This window comes from Bacillus sp. CGMCC 1.60114 (assembly GCF_042676365.1).
Classification (GTDB): Bacteria; Bacillota; Bacilli; order Bacillales; family Bacillaceae_G; genus Bacillus_A; species Bacillus_A rhizoplanae_A.
This window is the reverse complement of the sequence record NZ_JBHTHG010000012.1, coordinates 166,645-187,918: the sequence shown is the minus strand read 5'-3', so window position 1 is coordinate 187,918 and position 21,274 is coordinate 166,645. Positions and strand designations below refer to the sequence as shown.

At 37.4% G+C, this 21,274-nt stretch carries 20 protein-coding genes and 1 other annotated feature (1 of these 21 cut by a window edge); of the genes, 19 read left to right on the top strand and 1 reads right to left on the bottom strand.

Annotated features, from left to right (window positions below; translation table 11 throughout):
• Positions 1 to 209, top strand: a binding site (T-box leader) (it extends 19 nt beyond the left edge of the window).
• A 73-nt stretch (positions 210 to 282) separates the two neighbouring features.
• The 19 genes from ilvB (at position 283) to ACFQZ1_RS06845 (ending at position 18,191) form a co-directional block, all read left to right on the top strand.
• Complete coding sequence (ilvB, locus tag ACFQZ1_RS06935) at positions 283 to 1,980, top strand: acetolactate synthase large subunit (protein WP_377881381.1); 1,698 nt, start codon at positions 283 to 285, stop codon at positions 1,978 to 1,980.
• Positions 1,977 to 2,492, top strand: a complete 516-nt coding sequence (gene ilvN, locus ACFQZ1_RS06930; RefSeq protein ID WP_336482694.1) for an acetolactate synthase small subunit — start codon at positions 1,977 to 1,979, stop codon at positions 2,490 to 2,492. Before ilvB ends, ilvN begins: the two co-directional genes overlap by 4 nt.
• A gap of 31 nt (positions 2,493 to 2,523) precedes the next feature.
• Positions 2,524 to 3,534, top strand: coding sequence for a ketol-acid reductoisomerase (gene ilvC, locus ACFQZ1_RS06925; RefSeq protein ID WP_377881380.1), 1,011 nt, complete (start codon positions 2,524 to 2,526; stop codon positions 3,532 to 3,534).
• A gap of 1 nt (position 3,535) precedes the next feature.
• Positions 3,536 to 5,059 carry a 2-isopropylmalate synthase gene (locus tag ACFQZ1_RS06920; protein ID WP_377881379.1) on the top strand — a complete coding sequence of 508 codons (1,524 nt, stop codon included), beginning with the start codon at positions 3,536 to 3,538 and terminating at the stop codon, positions 5,057 to 5,059.
• A gap of 14 nt (positions 5,060 to 5,073) precedes the next feature.
• Positions 5,074 to 6,138: a 3-isopropylmalate dehydrogenase gene (gene leuB, locus ACFQZ1_RS06915; RefSeq protein WP_377881377.1), complete on the top strand. Its 1,065-nt coding sequence runs from the start codon at positions 5,074 to 5,076 to the stop codon at positions 6,136 to 6,138.
• On the top strand, positions 6,138 to 7,532 hold the full coding sequence (leuC, locus tag ACFQZ1_RS06910; protein ID WP_377881375.1) for a 3-isopropylmalate dehydratase large subunit: 1,395 nt from the start codon (positions 6,138 to 6,140) through the stop codon (positions 7,530 to 7,532). The genes leuB and leuC overlap by 1 nt, the downstream gene beginning before the upstream one ends.
• A complete protein-coding gene (gene leuD, locus ACFQZ1_RS06905; protein WP_377881373.1) occupies positions 7,510 to 8,085 on the top strand; it encodes a 3-isopropylmalate dehydratase small subunit in 576 nt (191 codons plus the stop codon). Before leuC ends, leuD begins: the two co-directional genes overlap by 23 nt.
• A gap of 828 nt (positions 8,086 to 8,913) precedes the next feature.
• Positions 8,914 to 10,176, top strand: coding sequence for an ATP phosphoribosyltransferase regulatory subunit (locus tag ACFQZ1_RS06900; RefSeq protein WP_377881372.1), 1,263 nt, complete (start codon positions 8,914 to 8,916; stop codon positions 10,174 to 10,176).
• Positions 10,152 to 10,787, top strand: a complete 636-nt coding sequence (gene hisG / locus ACFQZ1_RS06895; RefSeq protein WP_154712361.1) for an ATP phosphoribosyltransferase — start codon at positions 10,152 to 10,154, stop codon at positions 10,785 to 10,787. Before ACFQZ1_RS06900 ends, hisG begins: the two co-directional genes overlap by 25 nt.
• Before the next feature lie 12 nt (positions 10,788 to 10,799).
• Entirely contained in the window at positions 10,800 to 12,092 is a 1,293-nt protein-coding gene (gene hisD, locus ACFQZ1_RS06890; RefSeq protein ID WP_377881371.1) for a histidinol dehydrogenase, read from the top strand.
• Complete coding sequence (gene hisB, locus ACFQZ1_RS06885) at positions 12,092 to 12,676, top strand: imidazoleglycerol-phosphate dehydratase HisB (RefSeq protein WP_377881370.1); 585 nt, start codon at positions 12,092 to 12,094, stop codon at positions 12,674 to 12,676. The genes hisD and hisB overlap by 1 nt, the downstream gene beginning before the upstream one ends.
• Before the next feature lies 1 nt (position 12,677).
• The gene (gene hisH, locus ACFQZ1_RS06880; RefSeq protein ID WP_377881369.1) at positions 12,678 to 13,307 is read left to right on the top strand and encodes an imidazole glycerol phosphate synthase subunit HisH; all 630 of its coding nucleotides are present in this window, start codon (positions 12,678 to 12,680) and stop codon (positions 13,305 to 13,307) included.
• Positions 13,280 to 13,999: a 1-(5-phosphoribosyl)-5-[(5-phosphoribosylamino)methylideneamino]imidazole-4-carboxamide isomerase gene (gene hisA, locus ACFQZ1_RS06875; protein WP_377881368.1), complete on the top strand. Its 720-nt coding sequence runs from the start codon at positions 13,280 to 13,282 to the stop codon at positions 13,997 to 13,999. Before hisH ends, hisA begins: the two co-directional genes overlap by 28 nt.
• Entirely contained in the window at positions 13,993 to 14,751 is a 759-nt protein-coding gene (gene hisF, locus ACFQZ1_RS06870) for an imidazole glycerol phosphate synthase subunit HisF (protein ID WP_377881367.1), read from the top strand. Before hisA ends, hisF begins: the two co-directional genes overlap by 7 nt.
• Positions 14,748 to 15,053, top strand: a complete 306-nt coding sequence (hisI, locus tag ACFQZ1_RS06865) for a phosphoribosyl-AMP cyclohydrolase (protein ID WP_336482706.1) — start codon at positions 14,748 to 14,750, stop codon at positions 15,051 to 15,053. Before hisF ends, hisI begins: the two co-directional genes overlap by 4 nt.
• Before the next feature lie 12 nt (positions 15,054 to 15,065).
• Positions 15,066 to 15,389 carry a phosphoribosyl-ATP diphosphatase gene (locus tag ACFQZ1_RS06860; RefSeq protein ID WP_336482707.1) on the top strand — a complete coding sequence of 108 codons (324 nt, stop codon included), beginning with the start codon at positions 15,066 to 15,068 and terminating at the stop codon, positions 15,387 to 15,389.
• A 12-nt stretch (positions 15,390 to 15,401) separates the two neighbouring features.
• The gene (locus ACFQZ1_RS06855) at positions 15,402 to 16,424 is read left to right on the top strand and encodes a histidinol phosphate phosphatase domain-containing protein (RefSeq protein ID WP_377881366.1); all 1,023 of its coding nucleotides are present in this window, start codon (positions 15,402 to 15,404) and stop codon (positions 16,422 to 16,424) included.
• Positions 16,425 to 16,581: 157 nt separating this feature from the next.
• Positions 16,582 to 16,740 carry a DUF4025 domain-containing protein gene (locus tag ACFQZ1_RS06850; protein WP_230573925.1) on the top strand — a complete coding sequence of 53 codons (159 nt, stop codon included), beginning with the start codon at positions 16,582 to 16,584 and terminating at the stop codon, positions 16,738 to 16,740.
• 479 nt (positions 16,741 to 17,219) lie between these two features.
• Positions 17,220 to 18,191, top strand: coding sequence for an NAD(P)-dependent oxidoreductase (locus tag ACFQZ1_RS06845; protein WP_377881365.1), 972 nt, complete (start codon positions 17,220 to 17,222; stop codon positions 18,189 to 18,191).
• A gap of 289 nt (positions 18,192 to 18,480) precedes the next feature.
• Here the strand turns inward: ACFQZ1_RS06845 and ACFQZ1_RS06840 are convergent, their stop codons facing one another.
• On the bottom strand, positions 18,481 to 19,959 hold the full coding sequence (locus ACFQZ1_RS06840) for an Lsa family ABC-F type ribosomal protection protein (protein WP_377881364.1): 1,479 nt from the start codon (positions 19,957 to 19,959) through the stop codon (positions 18,481 to 18,483).
• Positions 19,960 to 21,274 lie beyond the last annotated feature (1,315 nt).

Genomic DNA, 21,274 nt, shown 5'->3' with positions numbered 1-21,274 from the left:
GGAGTAGTTGATTGTGAAGCCTCACAGAGAGTCGGTGGTTGGTGGAAACCGATGGTTCACGTTGACGAACATCGCCCTTGAGTGCCAAGCTGAAGCACTTGCTTAGGTTTGGACGGTAGCTCCGTTATTAGCTTGACTCTATTAGAGTCACTGAGGCAAGAATTTTTCTTGCAAAGAAGGGTGGTACCACGAAGTCTTTCGTCCCTTCAGCACATAGCTGGAGTGTGGGCGAAAGACTTTTTTATTTATATGCGTATTTCATAAAGGAGGTTTGTAGAAACGATGTCTTCAAAAACGGAAGAGAAAATGGCAACCGGTGCACAGCTATTGTTAAATGCGCTTAGAAAGGAAAAGGTAGAAGTCATTTTTGGCTATCCAGGAGGAGCTGTTTTACCGCTATATGATGCGCTGTACGATTGTGAAATTCCTCATATCTTAACAAGGCATGAACAAGGAGCAATTCATGCAGCAGAAGGATATGCAAGAATTACTGGAAAGCCAGGTGTCGTTATTGCTACAAGTGGGCCGGGGGCGACAAATGTGATTACTGGTTTAGCAGATGCGATGATGGATTCCTTACCGCTTGTCGTATTTACTGGCCAAGTTTCAACAACGCTGATAGGAAGTGATGCCTTTCAAGAAGCGGATGTCATCGGAATTACAATGCCTGTTACAAAGCATAATTATCAAGTACGAAATGTTTCGGATTTACCAAGAATTATAAAAGAAGCATTCCATATTGCTGCAACAGGCAGACCAGGTCCGGTCGTCATTGATCTTCCGAAAAATATGGTTGTAGAAACGGGAGAGCGATGTAGCAATGTAGAAATGGATTTACCTGGATACCAGCCGAATTATCATCCAAATCAATTGCAAATTACCAAGTTACTGCAAGCAATTGAGGCAGCAAAGAAACCTCTTATTTTAGCGGGTGCTGGTGTATTGCATGCAAAAGCGGCAAGTGAATTAACTGCATTTGCTCGTATGTATCAGCTTCCGGTTGTTCATACATTGCTTGGTCTTGGAGGGTTTCCATCTGATGATACATTGTTTTTTGGAATGGGTGGCATGCATGGTTCTTACGCAGCAAATATGGCTTTGTATGAATGTGATTTGTTAATAAATATAGGGGCCCGTTTTGATGATCGTCTGACTGGAAATCTAGCGTATTTTGCAAAGGGTGCAACAGTAGCGCATATTGATATTGATCCTGCGGAAATTGGAAAAAACGTTGTAACAGAAATTCCAATTGTAGCAAGTGCTAAACATGCTCTAGAAGCATTGTTAGTATGCAAAGGAGAGAAACAAAATCATAAAGAATGGCTAGAGCTCCTGCAAAGAAGAAAGAGTCGTTATCCATTTTGCTATAAAGACGATTCGCAAATGCTAAAACCGCAAGCTGTAATTCAAATGCTTCATGAACTTACAAATGGCAATGCAATTATAACGACAGATGTTGGACAGCATCAAATGTGGGCCGCGCAATATTATACATTGAAACAGCCAGATAAATGGGTTACATCAGGAGGACTTGGAACGATGGGATTTGGTCTGCCAGCTGCGATTGGAGCACAGATTGCCGAGCCTGATGAACTCGTTGTAGCGATCGTAGGTGATGCTGGTTTTCAAATGACATTGCAAGAATTAAGTGTTTTAAAGGAACATCATCTTCCTGTTAAAGTGCTGATTTTAAATAATGAAGCACTCGGTATGGTAAGACAATGGCAAGAAGAGTTTTATAATCAGCGTTATTCTCATTCTTTAGTTTCTTGTCAACCAGATTTCGCCATGTTAGCTCATGCTTATGGTATTAAAGGGATTCGTATTGAAAATCCGCTAACGGCAAAAGAACAATTGCGAGAAGTGCTGAGTTTACAAGAACCTGTTCTTATTGATTGCCGCGTTTTACAATCTGAAAAAGTTATGCCTATGGTTGCTCCAGGAAAAGGTGTTCACCAAATGGAGGGGGTGGAAGAGTGAAACGGATTGTTACAGCAACGGTTCGGAATCAAAGCGGGGTTTTAAACCGTATTACAGGTGTGATGACGAGGAGGCATTTTAATATTGAAAGTATTTCAGTGGGGCATACAGAATCATCACATATTTCAAGAATGACATTTGTTGTTCACGTTGAAGATGTTCAGCAAGTAGAGCAGCTTATTAAGCAACTTCATAAGCAAATTGATGTATTAAAAGTATCTGATATTACAGAGGAAGCAATGATTGCAAGAGAACTTGCACTTATTAAAGTGTCTACGACAATTGCTTCTAGATCTGAATTATATAGTTTAATTGAACCGTTTCGTGCAGCTGTTATAGATGTTGGGAAGGATTCCATCGTCGTTCAAGTAACGGGGACGCAAGAAAAAGTAGAAGCGCTTATTGAATTATTGCGTCCATATGGTTTAAAAGAGATTGCAAGAACAGGAGTAACAGCTTTTACAAGAAGTATGAAAAAGCAAGACAAACAACAAGTAATGTTAATTAATTAATTAATTTTTAAAATATAGGAGGAGAAAGAAAATGACAAAAGTTTATTATGAAAAGGATGTAACAGTAAATGTTTTAAAAGGAAAGAAAGTAGCGATTGTTGGATATGGGTCTCAAGGTCATGCTCATGCGCAAAATTTACGTGATAACGGTTTTGATGTTGTTGTAGGTCTTCGCCAAGGAAAGTCTTGGGAAAAGGCAAAAGAAGATGGCTTCTCTGTATATAAGGTTGCTGAAGCTACAAAACTAGCAGATGTTGTAATGGTATTGCTTCCAGATGAACAACAGCCGGAAGTATATGAAACAGAAATTGCACCGAACTTGCAAGAAGGAAATGCACTTGTGTTTGCTCATGGGTTTAACGTTCATTTTGGTCAAATTACACCGCCAGAAGATGTAGATGTATTCCTTGTAGCACCAAAAGGACCGGGGCATCTTGTACGCCGAACATTTGTAGAAGGAGGAGCGGTACCAGCACTATTTGCGGTTTATCAAGATGCAACAGGAACAGCTTATGAAAAAGCACTATCGTATGCAGATGGAATCGGAGCAACTCGCGCCGGTGTACTCCAAACGACATTTAAAGAAGAAACAGAAACAGATTTATTTGGAGAGCAAGCAGTACTTTGTGGAGGAGCAACTGCTCTTGTGAAAGCAGGTTTTGAAACATTAGTAGAAGCTGGCTATCAACCGGAACTTGCATATTTTGAATGTTTACATGAACTAAAGCTTATTGTTGATCTTATGTATGAAGGTGGATTAGAAAATATGCGTTACTCAGTTTCGGACACAGCGCAGTGGGGGGATTTCGTATCAGGGCCGCGCGTTGTAACAGAGCATACGAAACAAGCAATGCAAGAAGTGTTAAAAGATATCCAAGATGGGACATTTGCAAGAGGATGGATTGCTGAACATAAAGCAGGAAGACAAAAATTCCATGCAATTAATACGGAGGAGAATGAGCATCAAATTGAAGTAGTAGGACGTAAATTACGTGAGATGATGCCATTTGTGAAGCCGAGAGTGAAAATGGAGGTTAAGTAATATGAAGCAAATTTTGTTCATGGATACGACGCTTCGCGATGGGGAGCAATCACCTGGGGTAAATTTAAATGAACAAGAAAAATTACAAATTGCACGGCAGTTAGAAAGGCTTGGAATTAATGTGATGGAGGCGGGCTTTGCGTCCGCTTCTGAAGGTGATTTCCGGTCGGTGAAACGTATTGCTGAAACAATTCAAAATGCTTCTGTTATGAGTCTGGCCCGTGCAAAGGAAAGTGATATTCGTACAGCATATGAAGCATTAAAAGGAGGCGTATCTCCTCGGTTACATGTATTTCTAGCAACGAGCGATATTCATATGAAATATAAGCTCCGTATGTCAAAGGATGAAGTATTAGATACAATTCATCGTTCTGTAAAGCTTGGAAAGTCATTATTTCCAACGGTGCAGTTTTCTGCAGAAGATGCAACGCGAACAACACCTTCTTTTTTAGCGGAAGCTGCAGAGGTTGCGATTCGCGCTGGAGCGGATGTGATTAACATTCCTGATACAGTAGGATATACCAATCCAGAAGAATATTATTCTCTTTTTCGATATTTAAAAGAGCATGTTCTATCTTATGAGAAAGCTATTTTCTCCTGTCATTGTCACGATGATCTTGGCATGGCAGTAGCCAACTCATTAGCAGCAATTGAAGGCGGTGCACTTCAAGTAGAAGGAACGATTAATGGAATTGGAGAACGCGCTGGTAATGCTGCTCTCGAAGAAGTTGCAGTTGCCCTCCATATTCGAAATGATCACTACGGGGCGTCATCTTCCATGCAATTAAAAGAAATTAAAGCAACAAGTACACTTGTAAGCCGTTTAACAGGAATGATTGTTCCGAAAAATAAAGCAATTGTTGGTGCAAATGCGTTTGCCCATGAATCTGGTATTCATCAAGATGGGGTTTTAAAAGAAGCATCTACTTATGAAATTATTTCACCTTCTCTTGTAGGGGAAGAACAAAATAAATTTGTACTTGGAAAACATTCTGGTCGCCATGCCTTTACAGAAAAAATGAAAGAGTTAGGCTATGAATTTACAGAAGAAGAGCGGGACTTAGCGTTCCGTGCTTTTAAACGGTTAGCTGATCGAAAGAAAGAAATTACAGAAGAAGATTTACAGGCACTTGTATTGGGGGAAACTGCGTTTGCTAAACAGCAGTACGATATTAAACAATTGCAAGTTCATTTTGTATCAAGCAGCATTCAAAGTGCAACTATCTGTTTAGAAGATGCTGATGGAAATGTGCTGGAGGATGCCGCAACTGGCTCCGGTAGCATTGAAGCGATTTATAATGCGATTCAAAGAATTCTTCATTTACAGTGTGAACTTGCTGACTATCGTATTCAATCGATTACGCAAGGACAAGATGCATTAGCTCATGTTCATGTTGAATTGAAAGAAGATGGACACCAAGTTTCAGGTTTTGGTGTAGCGCAAGATGTACTGGAAGCTTCAGCTCGTGCTTACGTATATGCAGCAGGGAAATTAAAAGCATTACGATCACTTACAAAATCGTAAAGGAGTGTCTGGAGATGGAAAAACGAATCGTTTGTTTAGCTGGTGATGGAGTTGGACCAGAAATTATGGCTAGCGCGAAGCAAGCATTAGAAATGGTAGAAAGGTTATACGGTCATCATTTTTATTTGCAGGATGAATTGTTTGGGGGAGCGGCAATTGATGGATTCGGTCAGCCCCTTCCGCCTCGCACATTAACAGCTTGTTTAGCAAGTGATGCAGTATTACTGGGTGCGGTTGGAGGACCATATTGGGATCATGCAAAAGAGCGTCCTGAACAAGGACTTCTTACACTTCGAAAAGGCTTAGGGGTATTTGCAAATGTTCGACCAGTTTCCGTTGAAGAAGCAACGGCGCACTTATCACCATTAAAGGCAGCAGAAGAAGTTGATTTTGTTGTTGTTCGCGAGTTAACAGGTGGTATCTATTTCTCATTTCCGAAAGAGCGAACAGAAGAAGTAGCAACAGATACACTAACTTATCATCGCCGTGAAGTAGAACGAATTGTTTCATATGCATTTCAATTAGCGAAGAAACGTCGTAAAAAAGTAACTTCTATCGATAAAGCAAATGTTTTAGAATCTAGTAAACTATGGCGACAAGTAACAGAAGAAGTAGCAGCTTGCTATCCAGAGGTAGAGTTAGAGCATTTATTAGTAGATGCTGCTGCAATGGAATTAATTCGTAATCCAAGAAGATTCGATGTTATCGTTACAGAAAATTTATTTGGCGATATTTTAAGTGATGAAGCATCTGTACTAGCGGGTTCATTAGGGATGCTGCCGTCTGCAAGTCATGCGGAGAATGGTCCATCTCTTTACGAACCAATTCATGGATCAGCTCCGGATATTGCGGGAAAAAACAAGGTGAATCCAATTGCAATGCTGCGCTCCGTTGCAATGATGCTTGGGCAATCATTTGGATTAAGAAAAGAAGGAGAAGCAATTGAAGAAGCTATTTCCACTGTTCTTCGTTCTGGAAAATGTACAGCGGATTTAGGAGGGAATGAAACGACAACTTCTTTTACAAAGTATGTATTACAAACAATGGAAGAACAGGCATTAGTAGGGAGAGGGCGCTAATGGGAAAAACACTATTAGATAAACTATGGGAACGACATGTTGTAGCGAAGAATGAAAATGGTTTGGATTTACTATATATTGATTTGCATCTTGTTCACGAGGTGACATCGCCGCAAGCGTTTGAAGGCTTGCGGCTTGCAAATCGAACAGTTAGACGGCCTGATTTAACATTTGCGACGATGGACCATAACGTTCCAACAAAAGATGTTTGGGATATTACAGATAAAATTGCGAAACAGCAAATGGATACACTTCGCAAAAATTGTCAGGAATTTGGAGTACTGTTAGCTGATATGGGTGATGAGGAACAAGGCATTGTACATGTCATTGGTCCAGAGCTTGGACTTACACAGCCGGGAAAAACAATTGTATGCGGTGATAGCCATACATCAACACATGGAGCATTTGGGGCATTAGCATTTGGAATTGGTACGAGTGAAGTAGAACATGTTTTAGCAACGCAAACATTATGGCAACGAAAACCAAAAGCGATGGGAATTGAATTGAAAGGATTATTACCAAAAGGAGTATATGCAAAGGATATTATTTTACATGTGCTTGCTACATATGGAGTAGCCATCGGTACAGGGCATGTCATAGAGTTTTATGGTGAAACCGTAAAAGAAATGACAATGGAAGAACGAATGACGCTTTGTAATATGGCGATTGAGGGCGGTGCAAAGGCTGGGATTATTGCACCAGATGAAGTGACATTTGATTATGTAAAAGGACGACAATATGCACCAAAAGAGTTTGAAGAGGCGATTGCAAAATGGCATGAATTATACACGGATGCGGATGCGATGTACGACATGGTTATTACAGTTGATGTTGCAAGTTTGGCGCCGTATATCACGTGGGGAACAAATCCAGGAATGGGGCTGCGCGTTGATGAAGTTCTTCCAGAGGCAAATGATATCAATGATGAAAGAGCGTATGCTTATATGGGACTTCAACCAGGGCTAAGTACAGCGGATATTCAAATTCGCCACGTATTTATCGGTTCTTGTACAAACTCTCGCTTATCTGATTTAGAAATTGCCGCTGCGGTTGTGAAAGGAAAGAAGGTAAAAGAGGAAGTAAGAGCTCTTGTTGTACCTGGGTCAAAGCAAGTGAGAGATGCAGCAATGAAAAAAGGATTACATCTTATTTTCGAAGAGGCGGGATTTGAATGGAGGGAACCGGGATGTTCGATGTGTCTCGGTATGAATCCAGATCAAGTGCCAGAAGGTGAACATTGTGCTTCTACTTCAAATCGTAATTTTGAAGGAAGACAAGGCAAAGGAGCAAGAACGCATCTCGTTAGTCCAGCTATGGCTGCAGCAGCTGCAATTTACGGTCATTTTGTTGATGTGAGAAAGGAGAACTACGATGGAGCCATTTCGTATTCATAAAGGTACGGCTGCAATATTGATGCATGATAATATTGATACAGATCAAATTATTCCGAAACAGTATTTAAAGCGAATTGAAAGAACGGGATTTGGAGAATTTTTATTTGATGAATGGCGTTATTTAGATAATCGTCAAGAAAATCCTGAGTTTCCATTAAACGCTCCTGAGCGAAAAGGAGCTACAATTTTAATTACAGGAGAAAACTTTGGTTGCGGCTCTTCTAGAGAACATGCACCGTGGGCTCTTGCAGATTATGGATTTCGCGCTATTATTGCAGGAAGTTTTGCAGATATTTTTTATATGAATTGTACAAAAAATGGGATTCTTCCAATTGTGATGGGAAAGGAAATTCGTAAGCAGCTCGCATCTGTAGCACCGCAGACGATGATAGAAATAGATTTAGAGAATGAAGTAATAAGAACTTCTGAGGATTGTTTTTCTTTCTCCATTGAACCCATGTGGAAAGAAAAGTTGCTAAGTGGTTTAGATGATATTGGAGTTACACTTCAGTATGAGCGTGCGATTACTGAATACGAGATGAAAATAAAGTGAAACTTCCATCGGTGGAAGGCTTCATCCCCACTGATGGAAAACCCGCCCAATCGGGCTCTATCTCTCTTCTTCTCATTCTCTGGATCTTGAGGTGGGGGGTACTGCCCGTTAGTGCGGAATAAGTTGATAATGTATAAAAATTCACTTTGGTTTTTCGGTATATAAGTTGCTTCTATGCAGAAGAAAAAGTATCTTGCACTTATTCCCTCTCTTTGGTTTAGTGTTATATGGGGAAGGTAAAGGGTTTATCCGCTTCTTCGCATGGCTGGATGCTCTCTTTTATCTAAAAAGAAAGATTTTATGTCAGTTTTTTAACTTGTATTTATATGAGTATAAATTGTATATTATTTCAAAAAAATAATAGAAAATTATTTACTTTTAATTTAATTGGTAGTATACTGACTACAAACAAAGAGGAGAAAGGGAGTAATGACAATGTTCACAACACAATCAGTCATTTCATTTACACAACATCATCATACATAAACCCTTGAACCTAGCGTGAAAAAACGTGTAGGTACAAGGGTTAGTTCCGTTGTACCTACATTCTCCAAAGAGCTATGTAGGTATTTTTATCTACATAGCTCTTTTTTCGTTTTCTTAGCGCTATGTTATGAATGTATGAGTATTTTCGAAGATGAACTCGTAACAAATAATGTATCAAAATTCTGTCAGAAGATTCCCGCTTCTAGTGTGTTACAAGGGATAGCTGAGTGGTGAGTAGGAGAAGTTCAAGAAATTAATAATGGACATGTAAGAGAAGCATATTAAATATGTTATCATTGTAGATTTTTTGTATATATGTGCCGAGAAAGTAGAGGTGTAATGATGAAAAAATGGAAACGAGCCAATCCGAATGGAACAAGAGATTTTTTGTTTCAAGAATGTACATTGATGGAAGAGGTTGAACAAAAATTAAGACGAACATTTATCAATAGGGGATATGAAGAAATACGGACACCTATGATTGAGTTTTATGATGTGTTTGCATTTCAAAATCGTCCTATGGATGAGGAGAAAATGTATAAGTTTTTTGATTCTGAAGGACGTATCCTCGTTCTGAGACCTGATATGACAATTCCGTTAGCACGTGTAATTGGAACAAAAAAGATGAAAACTCCTTTGAAATTAACATATAGTGGGAATGTTTTTAGAGCAAATGAATCTTTAACAGGTAAATATAATGAAATTACACAAACTGGAATTGAAATTATCGGTATTGATAATATACGTGCTGAAATCGAGTGTATAGTAAGTACGATTGCAGCTTTACAATCAGCTGGTATTCAATCATTTAAAATTGAAATTGGCCAAGTGGAACTCTATAAATCCATTGTGAAAAAATTGTCTTTGCGAGAAGAAGATGAATATGCATTGCGAGAATATATTGAGAGTAAAAATTTTGCCGCTTTGTCCCGTTTTTTACAAGAAAAGCAGTTGGATATGCAAGATGAAACAGTGCGATTATTACAAAAATTACCTCGTTTATTTGGTGGATTAGAAGTAGTTGAGGAAGCTGAAAAACTTGCTGTGAGTAAAGAAATGAAAAGAGCAATTGCGAGGATAAAAAATATATATGAAAACATTGATCGCCTTGGTTATGGTCAATATATATCTATTGATTTGGGGATGATCCAACATCTCAATTATTATACCGGTGTAATCTTTCGCGGATATATATGCGATGTTGGAGAAGAAATTGTTAGTGGTGGAAGATATGATGAATTGATTGGGAATTTTGGTGAATCTTTACCTGCAGTAGGTTTAGCAATACAAGTAAATCAAATTGTACGTACCTTACAAGAACGGAAAGAAATTTCATACCAAAAACAAATAGATGCTCTCATATATTATTCGTTAGATATGATTTCCGAAGCAGAAAAATTACGTATTTTACTTGGAAAAGATGGTATAAAAGTAGAATTGTCAATGTTAGAAAATTTACAAGATACATTTCAATTTGCAAGAACACATGATGTGAAAACTGTAATTGATGTATCAGGAGATACTTTAGTCGAATATGTTTGGAAAGATAAATGGATCATGCAGAAAAAAGGAGAATCCTCATGCGTAACATTCAAATTGCGTTAACGAAAGGAAGATTAGAAAAACATGTGATTCCGTTATTTGAACGAATCGGTATTGATTGCTCAGAGCTAAAGGATAAAGGAAGGAAGCTTGTATTTCAAAGTAAAAACTCACAAATTTCATTCATCCTTGTAAAAGCAGTTGATGTTGTAACGTATGTACAACATGGTATAGCTGATATCGGTATTGCCGGCAAAGATATCTTGCTTGAATATGAAAACGATGTATATGAAATGATTGATTTAGGGGTAGGGCGTTGTAAATTTTGCGTTGCTTCCGTTTCGTCGTATAGTCCAAACGGTTATAACAAAAAGAGGATTGCAACAAAGTATCCGAATATTACTTCTGCATATTTTCGTAAGAAGGGAGAAGATGTAGAGATTATTAAAATAGAAGGTTCTGTAGAGATTGCTCCTTTATTAGGATTAGCAGATGCAATCGTTGATATTGTAGAAACAGGACAAACATTGAAAGAAAATGGATTACTAGTATTTGAAGAAATTTGTGACATTTCAGCACGTTTAATTGTAAACAAAGCATCTTTAAAAATGAAAAAAGACGAAATATTCAATATTATAAATAAAATGGAAAGTGTCTTAATAGAAAAGGAATAGAGGAGGGTAAATATGGAAATTACATGCGCGGATTATTCTGGTGTTTTATGTAAGGTGAAGCAGTTAAGGGAACAGGCAAACACAATCGAAGAAACGATTCAACAAGATGTGAGAAAAATTGTTGTAAGTGTCAAAGAAAAGAAAGATGAAGCGTTATTTTCGTATACGAAGGCTTTTGACAAAGTAGAGTTAACCAAATTTCAAGTTTCGGAAGAAGAGATGGAGTTAGCTTATCAAAGTGTTGAACCAGCATTTTTAGCAGCATTGGAAGAAGCAAAGAAGAATATTATTTCCTATCATGAAAAGCAAAAGAGACAAGCTTTTATTGATACAGAAAAAGAGGGAATTATTCGCGGGCAGCTTGTTCGGCCATTACAAACTGTTGGTGTATATGTACCCGGAGGAACGGCAGCGTATCCATCATCAGTTCTCATGAATGTCTTACCAGCAAAAATCGCAGGCGTCAATAAGATCGTCATGGTAACACCGCCGAATTGTGAAGGAGTAGATCCACATATTTTAGCTGCGGCAAAAGTTGCTGGAGTTGATGAGGTATATACAGTAGGAGGAGCACAAGCAATTGCTGCGTTAGCATATGGAACAGAATCGATTCCGCGTGTTGATAAGATTGTAGGACCGGGAAATATATATGTGGCATTAGCGAAGCGAGAAGTATTTGGTGCAGTTCATATCGATATGATTGCTGGCCCGTCTGAAATTGTTGTGATTTCTGATGAAACGGGAAATGCAGCTTATATTGCTGCTGATTTATTATCACAAGCAGAGCACGATATACGTGCAACCGCTATTTGTATCACAACTTGTTTAGAATTAGCGCAGGAAGTGAATAGAGAAATAGAAAAACAATTGATGAGCCTTCCGAGAAGTGAAATAGCTCGTGAATCTATTAACAGAAACGGAGCGATTCTTGTCGTAGAATCGTTGGAGCAAGCGTTCCAGCTCTCAAATGAAATTGCGCCGGAACACTTAGAACTGCACATAAAAGAACCAATGACAGCTCTTCCATATATTCAACATGCAGGTTCTATCTTTTTAGGTCCGTATGCGCCGGAACCATTAGGTGATTATATGGCAGGTCCGAATCACGTGTTACCAACGAGTGGAACAGCAAGGTTTTTTTCTCCATTATCTGTTGATGATTTTATGAAAAAATCGAGCTTTTTATTTTATACAAAAGAGGCTCTTGGGCAAGTGCAACAGCATATTGTCAATCTAGCAGAAAAAGAAGGATTACAAGCTCATGCGAGAGCAATTGAGATTCGTTTTGAAGGAGGGGAAAAGTAATGCGCGCCGCAAAACAAACGAGAATTACAACAGAAACGAAGATATCTGTAGCACTGCAATTAGATGGTAATCAAGAAGTTTCAATTCAAACGGGAGTTGGTTTTTTTGATCATATGTTGACATTATTTGCAAAACACGGCCGCTTCGGATTGCAAATTGAAGCTGATGGTGATGTGCATATCGATGCTCATCATACGGTAGAAGATGTTGGAATTGTTCTTGGGAATTGTTTGAAAGAAGCACTTGGTGATAAAGCAGGAATTAATCGTTATGGCACAGCTTATGTACCGATGGATGAAGCGTTAGGATTTGTTACAGTTGATATAAGTGGAAGGTCCTATCTCGTATTTGATGGTGAATTTACAAATCCAAAACTTGGTGATTTTGATACGGAGTTAGCTGAAGAATTTTTTCGTGCGGTAGCTCATACAGCAAATATAACATTACATGCACGTGTTTTATATGGAAGCAACACGCATCACAAAATTGAAGCACTTTTTAAAGCGTTTGGACGTGCACTGCATGATGCCACCGAAAAAAATGAAAAAATTATAGGGGTAAATTCCACGAAAGGAATGTTGTAATATGATTGCGATTGTAGATTATGGAATGGGCAACATTCGAAGTGTAGAGCAAGCGTTAAGACATATTGGAGCAGAGTATATTGTAACAGATGAAGCAGAAGCATTTCTGAATAGCGACGGCGTTATTTTGCCGGGAGTTGGTGCGTTTCCAAGAGCGATGCGTTGTTTAGAAGAGAAAGGACTTATTTCTGTTTTGAAGCAAGTTGCTATTGCAGGAAAACCGTTGTTTGGAATTTGTTTAGGGATGCAGCTTTTATTTGAAGAAAGTGAAGAAATTGAAAGAACGAAAGGGTTAGGATTGCTTCCAGGAACGATAAAGAAACTAGACGTACCATATAAAATTCCTCATATGGGATGGAATCAGTTACAAAAGAAAAAGGAACATCCTTTATGGAATAAGATAGAGGATGGCGCTTTCGTCTATTATGTTCATTCTTATTATGCACAATGTCCGAATGACGTTGTAGTAGGCGATAGCGAGTATGGTGTTTTCGTACCAGGAATTGTTTCAAGAGGAAATGTATTCGGGGCTCAGTTTCATCCTGAAAAAAGTGGTGAGATAGGAATTCAAATATTACGAAATTTTAAGGAGGTTATAGAAACATGGAAATCTTCCCAGCTATCGATTTAAAAAATGGTCGTTGCGTTCGTTTGTATCAAGGGCAATTTCAACAAGAAACGGTAATGAATGAAAACCCAGTTGCCCAGGCATTACTATTTGAACAACTTGGTGCACGTGTACTGCACATTGTCGATTTAGATGGAGCTGTGGCAGGGCGTTCAGAAAACCTTTCTGTCATTGAAGACATTTGTAAGGCAGTGCGAATTCCGGTGCAAGTAGGAGGAGGGATTCGTTCAATTGTTGCAATTGAAACACTTTTAGCAGTTGGAGTAATGAAAGTAATTCTTGGAACAGCAGCACTATATGATCGTTCATTTGTAGAAGAGGCAGTTCGATTATATGGAGATAAAATTATTGTTGGAATCGATGCTAAAAATGGTTATGTAGCAACGCGAGGATGGTTAGATGTGTCTGAAACGTCTTATGTACAACTGGCAAAGGAAATGGAAAAAGTGGGTGTGCAGACGCTTATTTTTACTGACATTTCTAGAGATGGAACGCTTGCAGGTCCAAATTTTGAACAATTACAAAAATTGCAAGATGAGGTTTCGCTTCAAATTGTTGCTTCCGGCGGTGTGAGTTCGCTTGCTGATGTTGAGAAATTACAGGATATGAACTTATATGGCGTTATCATTGGAAAAGCATTATATGACAAAAAAGTTCTTTTAGAAGAAGCATTACAGGTGACAGGCATATGTTAACAAAGCGAATTATTCCGTGTTTAGATGTGAAGAATGGTCGTGTTGTAAAAGGTGTAAATTTTGTCGGGTTACAAGATGTTGGCGATCCTGTTGCAATTGCCGCTGCATACAATGAGGCAGGTGCGGATGAACTTGTGTTTTTAGATATTACGGCAACGTACGAAGAACGAAAAACAATGATTGATGTCGTAGAACGTACAGCATCTCAAGTATTTATTCCACTAACAGTTGGAGGTGGAATCTCGTCTGTCCAAGATATGTATGCATTACTTCGAGCTGGTGCAGATAAAGTTTCATTAAATTCAGCTGCAGTGCAAAGACCAGAGTTAATACAAGAAGGAGCGGAGCAATTCGGTTCTCAATGTATAGTCGTTGCAATCGATGCAAGAAAGGTCGGAGAAAATAAGTGGAATGTATATGTAAATGGAGGTCGCATTGATACAGGAATAGATGTAATCGAATGGGCAAAGCGTGTGGAAAGTTTAGGTGCTGGGGAATTACTTTTAACGAGCATGGATGCCGATGGGACAAAAGATGGCTATGATTTACTTTTAACAGAAACAGTTTCAAAAGCCGTTGGTATTCCTGTAATTGCTTCGGGTGGATGTGGATCAATTAAACATATTGGAGAAGTTTTTCAGCGAACATCAGCAAATGCGGCGCTAGCGGCTTCTATTTTTCATTATGGCACCGCGACTATTCAAGAAACGAAACAAAAGTTACAAGAAGCGCAAATTGAGGTGAGATTGTGAAACCGGATTTTTCAAAAGGATTATTGCCAGCTGTTGTAGTAGAAGAGGGTACAAAAGAAATTTTGATGCTAGCTTATATGAATGAAGAAGCGTATGAAAAAACATTAGAAACAAAAACGACCTGGTTTTATTCTCGCTCACGAAGAGGTTTGTGGAATAAGGGGGAAACATCAGGACATGTTCAACATGTAAAATCATTATATTTAGATTGCGATCAAGATTCTATTATGGTAGTTGTTCAGCAAGTTGGTGTAGCGTGCCATACAGGAGAAAAGTCATGTTTTCATAATAAGGTGTTATAGGGGGATAAGGAAATGAGCGATGTGTTGCAACAGTTATATGAAACAATTCAACAGCGAAAAGAGAATCCTATTTCTGAATCGTATACGAATTACTTATTTACAAAAGGAGAAGACAAAATATTAAAGAAATTAGGAGAAGAATGTACTGAAATTGTGATTGCAGCGAAAAATAATGAGAAAGATGAGCTTATAAAAGAAGTTGTTGATTTTACGTATCATTGCTTAGTATTGCTAGTAGAAAAAAATGTATCATTACAAGAGATAATAGAAGAATTAAATAAACGTCAAGGGCAATTATCGAGAGTGGGCGAACGAAAAGAAATTGATACATTATAGGAGGGGAGAAAGATGAGAGTAGATTATCACCTTCACTTAGAAGAAGGGCCGTATTCAATGCGGTGGTTATCTCGAACAAATGAAGCGCTTGAGTATTTTGCACCGATTGAGGAAGAGAAACATTCAATGGGATGGATCTTAAAAGCTGGGGAACGTTTGCAAAAGCGTGTAAAAGAAGGCGCATTTTCACCGGAGTGGATTGATTTATATTTAGAGGAAGCAGTGCGCAAAGGAATACGGGAAGTTGGGATCGTTGACCACTTATATCGTTTTTACGAAGCAAAGGAATACTATGAGCGCTATGTCGATATTAGTGATACAGAACTTGGACATCTGCAAAAAGAATGGCTGGATCAGGTGAGAGTAGAGTCGATTGCAAATTTTACAAAAGCAATTGAAGATGCGAAAGAAAGATGGAGCAAACGAGGCGTGATATTACGGCTTGGAATAGAAGCTGATTACTTTATTGGCGGGGAAGAGGAACTAGCGAAACTATTAACGTTAGGAAATTGGGATTATGTCATTGGCTCTGTTCATTTTATTAATGGATGGGGATTTGATAATCCAGATACAGACGCTTATTTTAGACAGCATGATTTACATGTATTATATCCCGAATTTTTTTGTACTTTAGAAAAAGCGATACGTTCTGAATTATTTGATATCGTTGCGCATTTAGACAATATTAAAGTGTTTAACTATCGCATAGATGAAAATCAGCAATTACCGTATTATGAGAAAATTGCCAAAGCTTTAATCGAAACAAATACAGCTACGGAAGTGAATGCTGGCTTATATTATCGGTATCCTGTCAGAGAAATGTGCCCAAGCCCTTTGTTTTTACAACGTTTAGTGCATTATGGTGTTCCGATTACGATTTCTTCAGATGCGCATTTCCCGAATGATTTAGGTAGCTACGTAAAAGAAAATATAGAGACGCTTCGTAATCATGGTGTGACGCACATTGCAACATTTGAAAAACGAATCCGGAACATGAAACCGATCGAATATGTAGAAGAAAATGTTTTGCGATAAAGTGAAACTTCCATCAGTAGGGGTTTTCTTTATCCCCCACCTATCTTCATCGCTTTTCTCTGCATCTTGAGGTGGGGGGCTTACTGCCCACGAATAGCGGGATGAAAACTTCTTTTTTTGTTTACACTAACGTTGAACAAAAAAGGAGGCTGTTCTTATGGTGAAACAACAATATAAAGATACTGGGAAGTTAACGAATCAGAGCGATGTTGCAAAAAAAGACCAATCAGAGCAATCAGTTATACAAGAACAAATTAGTGATACAGTAGCCGAAGGAACGATTGATGTAAAGTTAGAGCAAGGAAGCGATAAATAAAGTGAAACTTCCATCAGTGGGGGGCTTCATCCCCCACTGATGGTTAGTTGAACCAATCGGGCTTTTAAGGGCAGTTATCCCCATCTATCTTCTTCGCTTTTCTCTAAATCTTGAGATGGGGGTCTTACTGCCCGTTAATGCGGGATAAAGTGAAACTTCCATAACTGGGGGATAACCTTCACTTATGTTTAGTTACATCAATCGAGTTTTTACTGCCTATTAGTGCGGAATTAAACTATAGCAAAAAAGAGGTTGAATGTGTTCAGCCTCTTTTTCATGATTTTGTAAAGAAAGGTTACAAGAACAATTAAATTCCTTGTCTTTTTTCGATAGAATTTCTTACAATAATATTGAAAGTGTTTATCTTACTATTCGCGAGCAATAAGAACGCTCACTTCAAGATTCAGAGAAGACGAAGATGATAAAAACTTTCACTAATAGAAGCTTCATTTTATGTTAAAAGGAAAGGATGCTTAATTATGGCGAAAATTTTAGTAGCAGGACAAATTCCAGAAATCGGACTACAGTTGTTACGAGGTCATGAAGTAGAAATGTATGATAAGGAAGAGTTAATTGGCACGGAAGAACTAGTGAAACGTGTACAAGATAAGGATGCATTATTAAGCTTACTTTCAACAAAAGTTACGGAAGAAGTTATCGATGCAGCACCACATTTGAAAATTATTGCAAACTACGGTGCTGGGTATGACAATATTGATTATAAATATGCAGTGGAAAAAGACATAGCGGTAACAAACACGCCAAAAGTTTCAACAGAGGCAACAGCAGAGCTAACGTTTGCTATTTTATTAGCAGCAGCGCGCCGTATTCCAGAAGGCGATACGCTATGTCGTACAGTTGGTTTTAATGGCTGGGCACCGCTCTTTTTCTTAGGACGTGAAGTATACGGTAAAACAATCGGTATTATTGGTCTTGGAGAAATTGGAAAAGCGGTAGCGAAACGAGCAAAAGCATTTGGTATGAATATTGTGTATACAGGGCCAAGTCGTAAGCATGAGGCGGAGCAAGAATTAGAGGCAACATATGTAACGCTAGAAGAACTATTACAAACAGCAGATTTTATTACAATTAACTGTGCGTATAATCCAAAGTTGCATCATATGATTGATGAAGAACAGTTTAAAATGATGAAAAAAACTGCTTATATTATTAATGCGGCACGTGGTCCGATTATGAATGAATCCGCGCTTGCTCATGCTTTAGAAACAAAGGAAATTGAAGGAGCAGCACTTGATGTGTTTGAGTTTGAACCGAGAATTACAGAAAAACTAAAGGGATTAACAAACGTTGTGTTAACACCCCATATTGGAAATGCAACGATTGAGACACGGGATGCAATGGCAGAAATGGCAGTGCGTAATATTTTAGCAGTGCTAGAAGGAAATGAGCCATTAACTCCAGTGTATAAAAAAGAACTTATTATGAAATAAAGTGAAACTTTCATCAGTGGGGGATTTTCTTCATCCCCCACTGATGGAAAGCCCGTGTGTAGAGAGAATAAAGTTGTCAAACTTTATTCATAGTAGGAAAACCTTAGGGTCTTATATCATATTCCTATTTACGAGTGCATTCTGTTAATATGTATCCTACTTTTCCTATTAAAAAGCCTAATTTCTCAATTTATTGTAGAGGAATTAGGCTTTTTTCATCACTCCATTAAAGCGCCCTATAGTTTAATGACTTGATTTACTGATTATACCTTCAATCATTCACTTTGAACTATATAGATATAGTTTTTGTTGCAACTGTTTGTTGAAATGCCTTATCATGCTCAACAATAACCATTGTGGGATTAAATTGTTGAATAAGCTCTTCAATCTGCATACGCGAATAAATATCAATAAAATTTAATGGTTCATCCCATATATATAAATGAGCTTTTTCACATAAACTTTTAGCGATAAGCAGCTTTTTCTTTTGTCCACCAGAATAATGAGATATACCTTTCTCAAATTGAATTCGGTCAAAATCCATCTTACGTAGGATGGATTTAAATAACGTCTCATCAATCTCGTGCTCTTCAATAAAGTCCGATAACGATCCCTTCAAATGAGAAGTATCTTGTTGGACATAGGAAATGATGAGTCCTGAACCTAAATTAACTGAGCCTGTATGCTGTATTGGATGTCCTAGAATTAGTTTTAGGATACTACTTTTCCCGCTTCCATTCTTTCCATCAAGTACAATTCGATCCCCTTGTTCAACTATGAAGCGAATTGGTTCATTTATTATTTGGTCATCATACTTAACAGACACATCAGCCAAAACAACCAATTCATTTGACTGAAATTTCAATTGTTCTAATTTTAACGACTCAGTTTTCTCCACATTTTTTAGTAATTTTGACTTTTCTTCAATAGCTTTTTGTTGCCTTGATTCAAGGTTCTTCGCTTTCTTCATCATCTTGGCCGCTTTATGTCCTACAAAACCCTTATCTAACTTAGATCCTGAATTCCTTGTTCCATTTTTGGAAGCTTCCACTTGATGAGACCAATCTGCTGAACGCTTTGAAGACTGTTTTAATCTCCCTATGTCTTTTTGTAGACGCTCATTTGTAGCCTCTTCGTGTTCCTGCTGTCTATCAAAATTTAACTTCCAAGAAGAATAGTTACCACTTTGAACTTCAATATTTGCTCTATTTATAGATAAGATATGGTCAACGCATCCATCTAAAAAGATTCTGTCATGTGAAATCAAAATAAACCCTTTTTTCTTCCTTAGATAATCAGAGACTATCTTTCGTGCATCAGTGTCTAGATGATTTGTTGGCTCATCAATTAATAGAAATTGACCCTTATTCAAAAACAGTGCAGCAAGTAACACCTTTGTTTGTTCTCCATTTGATAATGTTTTAAATGGTCGATACATGGCCTCGGCATCAACATGTAAATAGGATATTTCACGCAGAAATTCCCAATCTTCTGCTTGGGGACAAATTTCTTCAAGGATTTCATGAGTGAACTTGTTCTTATCCGAAACTGGGTAAGGGAAATAATTAAATTCTACCGAAGAAGTGATTTTCCCACTATACTCATAATTACCTAATAATAAATTAAAGAATGTCGTTTTACCTCGTCCGTTTCTACCAATAAACCCTAGTTTCCAATCCGTATCTATTTGAAAGTTTACACCTTCAAAAATATTATCAAAGCTACCTGGGTATGAAAAAGTTAAGTCTTGAACTTTTATCATTGACATAATAATTCCTCCTTTATATATGAACACTTTTCATATAAAGTCGGAATATCCATCAATTTTTTAATTCCTCTATATAAGTTTGATGGATATTAACGACTTATATAGAGCATTACATGTGTAACAATAGTGTCTGAATTACTCATTTTTCTCTCTCCTTTATTTGTTAGGTTACAGTTACGGATTAATAAATATCAACTTACCTATAAGAGAATAAAAAAATCCTCCCAATTTGTAATCGGAAGGATTAGTCTTTCACTTATACTTAATAAGTTCTTATTTATCATTGGAATCATGACAAATAAAGTATGAACTGATTTATAAAAAATGGATAGACTAACCCTATATTTTGTAGTTTGAAGTTATTAATTTCAAATTAAAAAATAGATTAGTTAATCATTATTCACCCATCAGTCCTCTCATAATTCTATTTTTAGACTAACATTCTTTTTTATGGAATGCAATATCACAATCATCTTCACCTGAAATTACTGCTAACTACTTCTTTAGAATCAACAATGTATATTCCTTCTTTCTTTATACTTCCCCTCCATAAAAATCTTAATCCTAAATTGTGTGGCATTAAAACAAAGTTTGATCAAAAAGTGAAAACAAAATTTTATTCAAAATCACAATCCATTTAAAGAAAACTAACTGTACAATAAGCAAAAGAGTCCATTCAAAAAGAACATTAATCAAAATGGATTCTTTTCTTTTTGAATGGACAATTCATGTAATAAAAAATCCAAATTCATTTAAAATTCTTCGATCAAAGAGATAAAGCATCGCATCATTTTTATAAACATCGCAACTTTGTTCAAAGCTTCGCGTCATTCTTACAAACATCGTGACTTTATTTCAAACCCACACTTCACGTCACGGTTGCTTCCTCTCCTCCTTTTAAGACATATAATTGTCAAAAAATTAAATAATATCCTTATAACAGATATATGTATATTTGTTATAATATGCTACAAAGTTACAAAATCTACTAGTTTATCATGATGCTTATGGATTAGTAGGAAGTGGAGGTGTTGGTAAAGTATATTCTGGATCAATTTCTACTTCTGGACTAAATACTACGTTAACTGCAACTAAGAATTATACTGCGGTTGTAGCTTATGCTTCAACATGGTGTACGGTTACTGTTAATCATTCGGGTGGTACTTTTACAATAAATCCAAGCTAATATTAAAAAAGGAGGACCAATATATTAAATAGTTTTGGGATTCCAGGAATTATTATTACTGTTTTAGCTTTAATTGGATTAGTATATTTATTTAGGAAATGGTTTATAAGAAAATCAATAAAATAATAT

Excerpts from the sequence above, each read along its gene's own strand:
- ilvB (WP_377881381.1), top strand. The coding sequence starts at position 283 with ATGTCTTCAAAAACGGAAGAGAAAATGGCAACCGGTGCACAGCTATTG.
- ilvC (WP_377881380.1), top strand. The coding sequence starts at position 2,524 with ATGACAAAAGTTTATTATGAAAAGGATGTAACAGTAAATGTTTTAAAA.
- ACFQZ1_RS06920 (WP_377881379.1), top strand. The coding sequence starts at position 3,536 with ATGAAGCAAATTTTGTTCATGGATACGACGCTTCGCGATGGGGAGCAA.
- leuB (WP_377881377.1), top strand. The coding sequence starts at position 5,074 with ATGGAAAAACGAATCGTTTGTTTAGCTGGTGATGGAGTTGGACCAGAA.
- leuC (WP_377881375.1), top strand. The coding sequence starts at position 6,138 with ATGGGAAAAACACTATTAGATAAACTATGGGAACGACATGTTGTAGCG.
- leuD (WP_377881373.1), top strand. The coding sequence starts at position 7,510 with ATGGAGCCATTTCGTATTCATAAAGGTACGGCTGCAATATTGATGCAT.
- ACFQZ1_RS06900 (WP_377881372.1), top strand. The coding sequence starts at position 8,914 with ATGAAAAAATGGAAACGAGCCAATCCGAATGGAACAAGAGATTTTTTG.
- hisG (WP_154712361.1), top strand. The coding sequence starts at position 10,152 with ATGCGTAACATTCAAATTGCGTTAACGAAAGGAAGATTAGAAAAACAT.
- hisD (WP_377881371.1), top strand. The coding sequence starts at position 10,800 with ATGGAAATTACATGCGCGGATTATTCTGGTGTTTTATGTAAGGTGAAG.
- hisB (WP_377881370.1), top strand. The coding sequence starts at position 12,092 with ATGCGCGCCGCAAAACAAACGAGAATTACAACAGAAACGAAGATATCT.
- hisH (WP_377881369.1), top strand. The coding sequence starts at position 12,678 with ATGATTGCGATTGTAGATTATGGAATGGGCAACATTCGAAGTGTAGAG.
- hisA (WP_377881368.1), top strand. The coding sequence starts at position 13,280 with ATGGAAATCTTCCCAGCTATCGATTTAAAAAATGGTCGTTGCGTTCGT.
- hisF (WP_377881367.1), top strand. The coding sequence starts at position 13,993 with ATGTTAACAAAGCGAATTATTCCGTGTTTAGATGTGAAGAATGGTCGT.
- ACFQZ1_RS06860 (WP_336482707.1), top strand. The coding sequence starts at position 15,066 with ATGAGCGATGTGTTGCAACAGTTATATGAAACAATTCAACAGCGAAAA.
- ACFQZ1_RS06855 (WP_377881366.1), top strand. The coding sequence starts at position 15,402 with ATGAGAGTAGATTATCACCTTCACTTAGAAGAAGGGCCGTATTCAATG.
- ACFQZ1_RS06850 (WP_230573925.1), top strand. The coding sequence starts at position 16,582 with ATGGTGAAACAACAATATAAAGATACTGGGAAGTTAACGAATCAGAGC.
- ACFQZ1_RS06845 (WP_377881365.1), top strand. The coding sequence starts at position 17,220 with ATGGCGAAAATTTTAGTAGCAGGACAAATTCCAGAAATCGGACTACAG.
- ACFQZ1_RS06840 (WP_377881364.1), bottom strand. The coding sequence starts at position 19,959 with ATGTCAATGATAAAAGTTCAAGACTTAACTTTTTCATACCCAGGTAGC.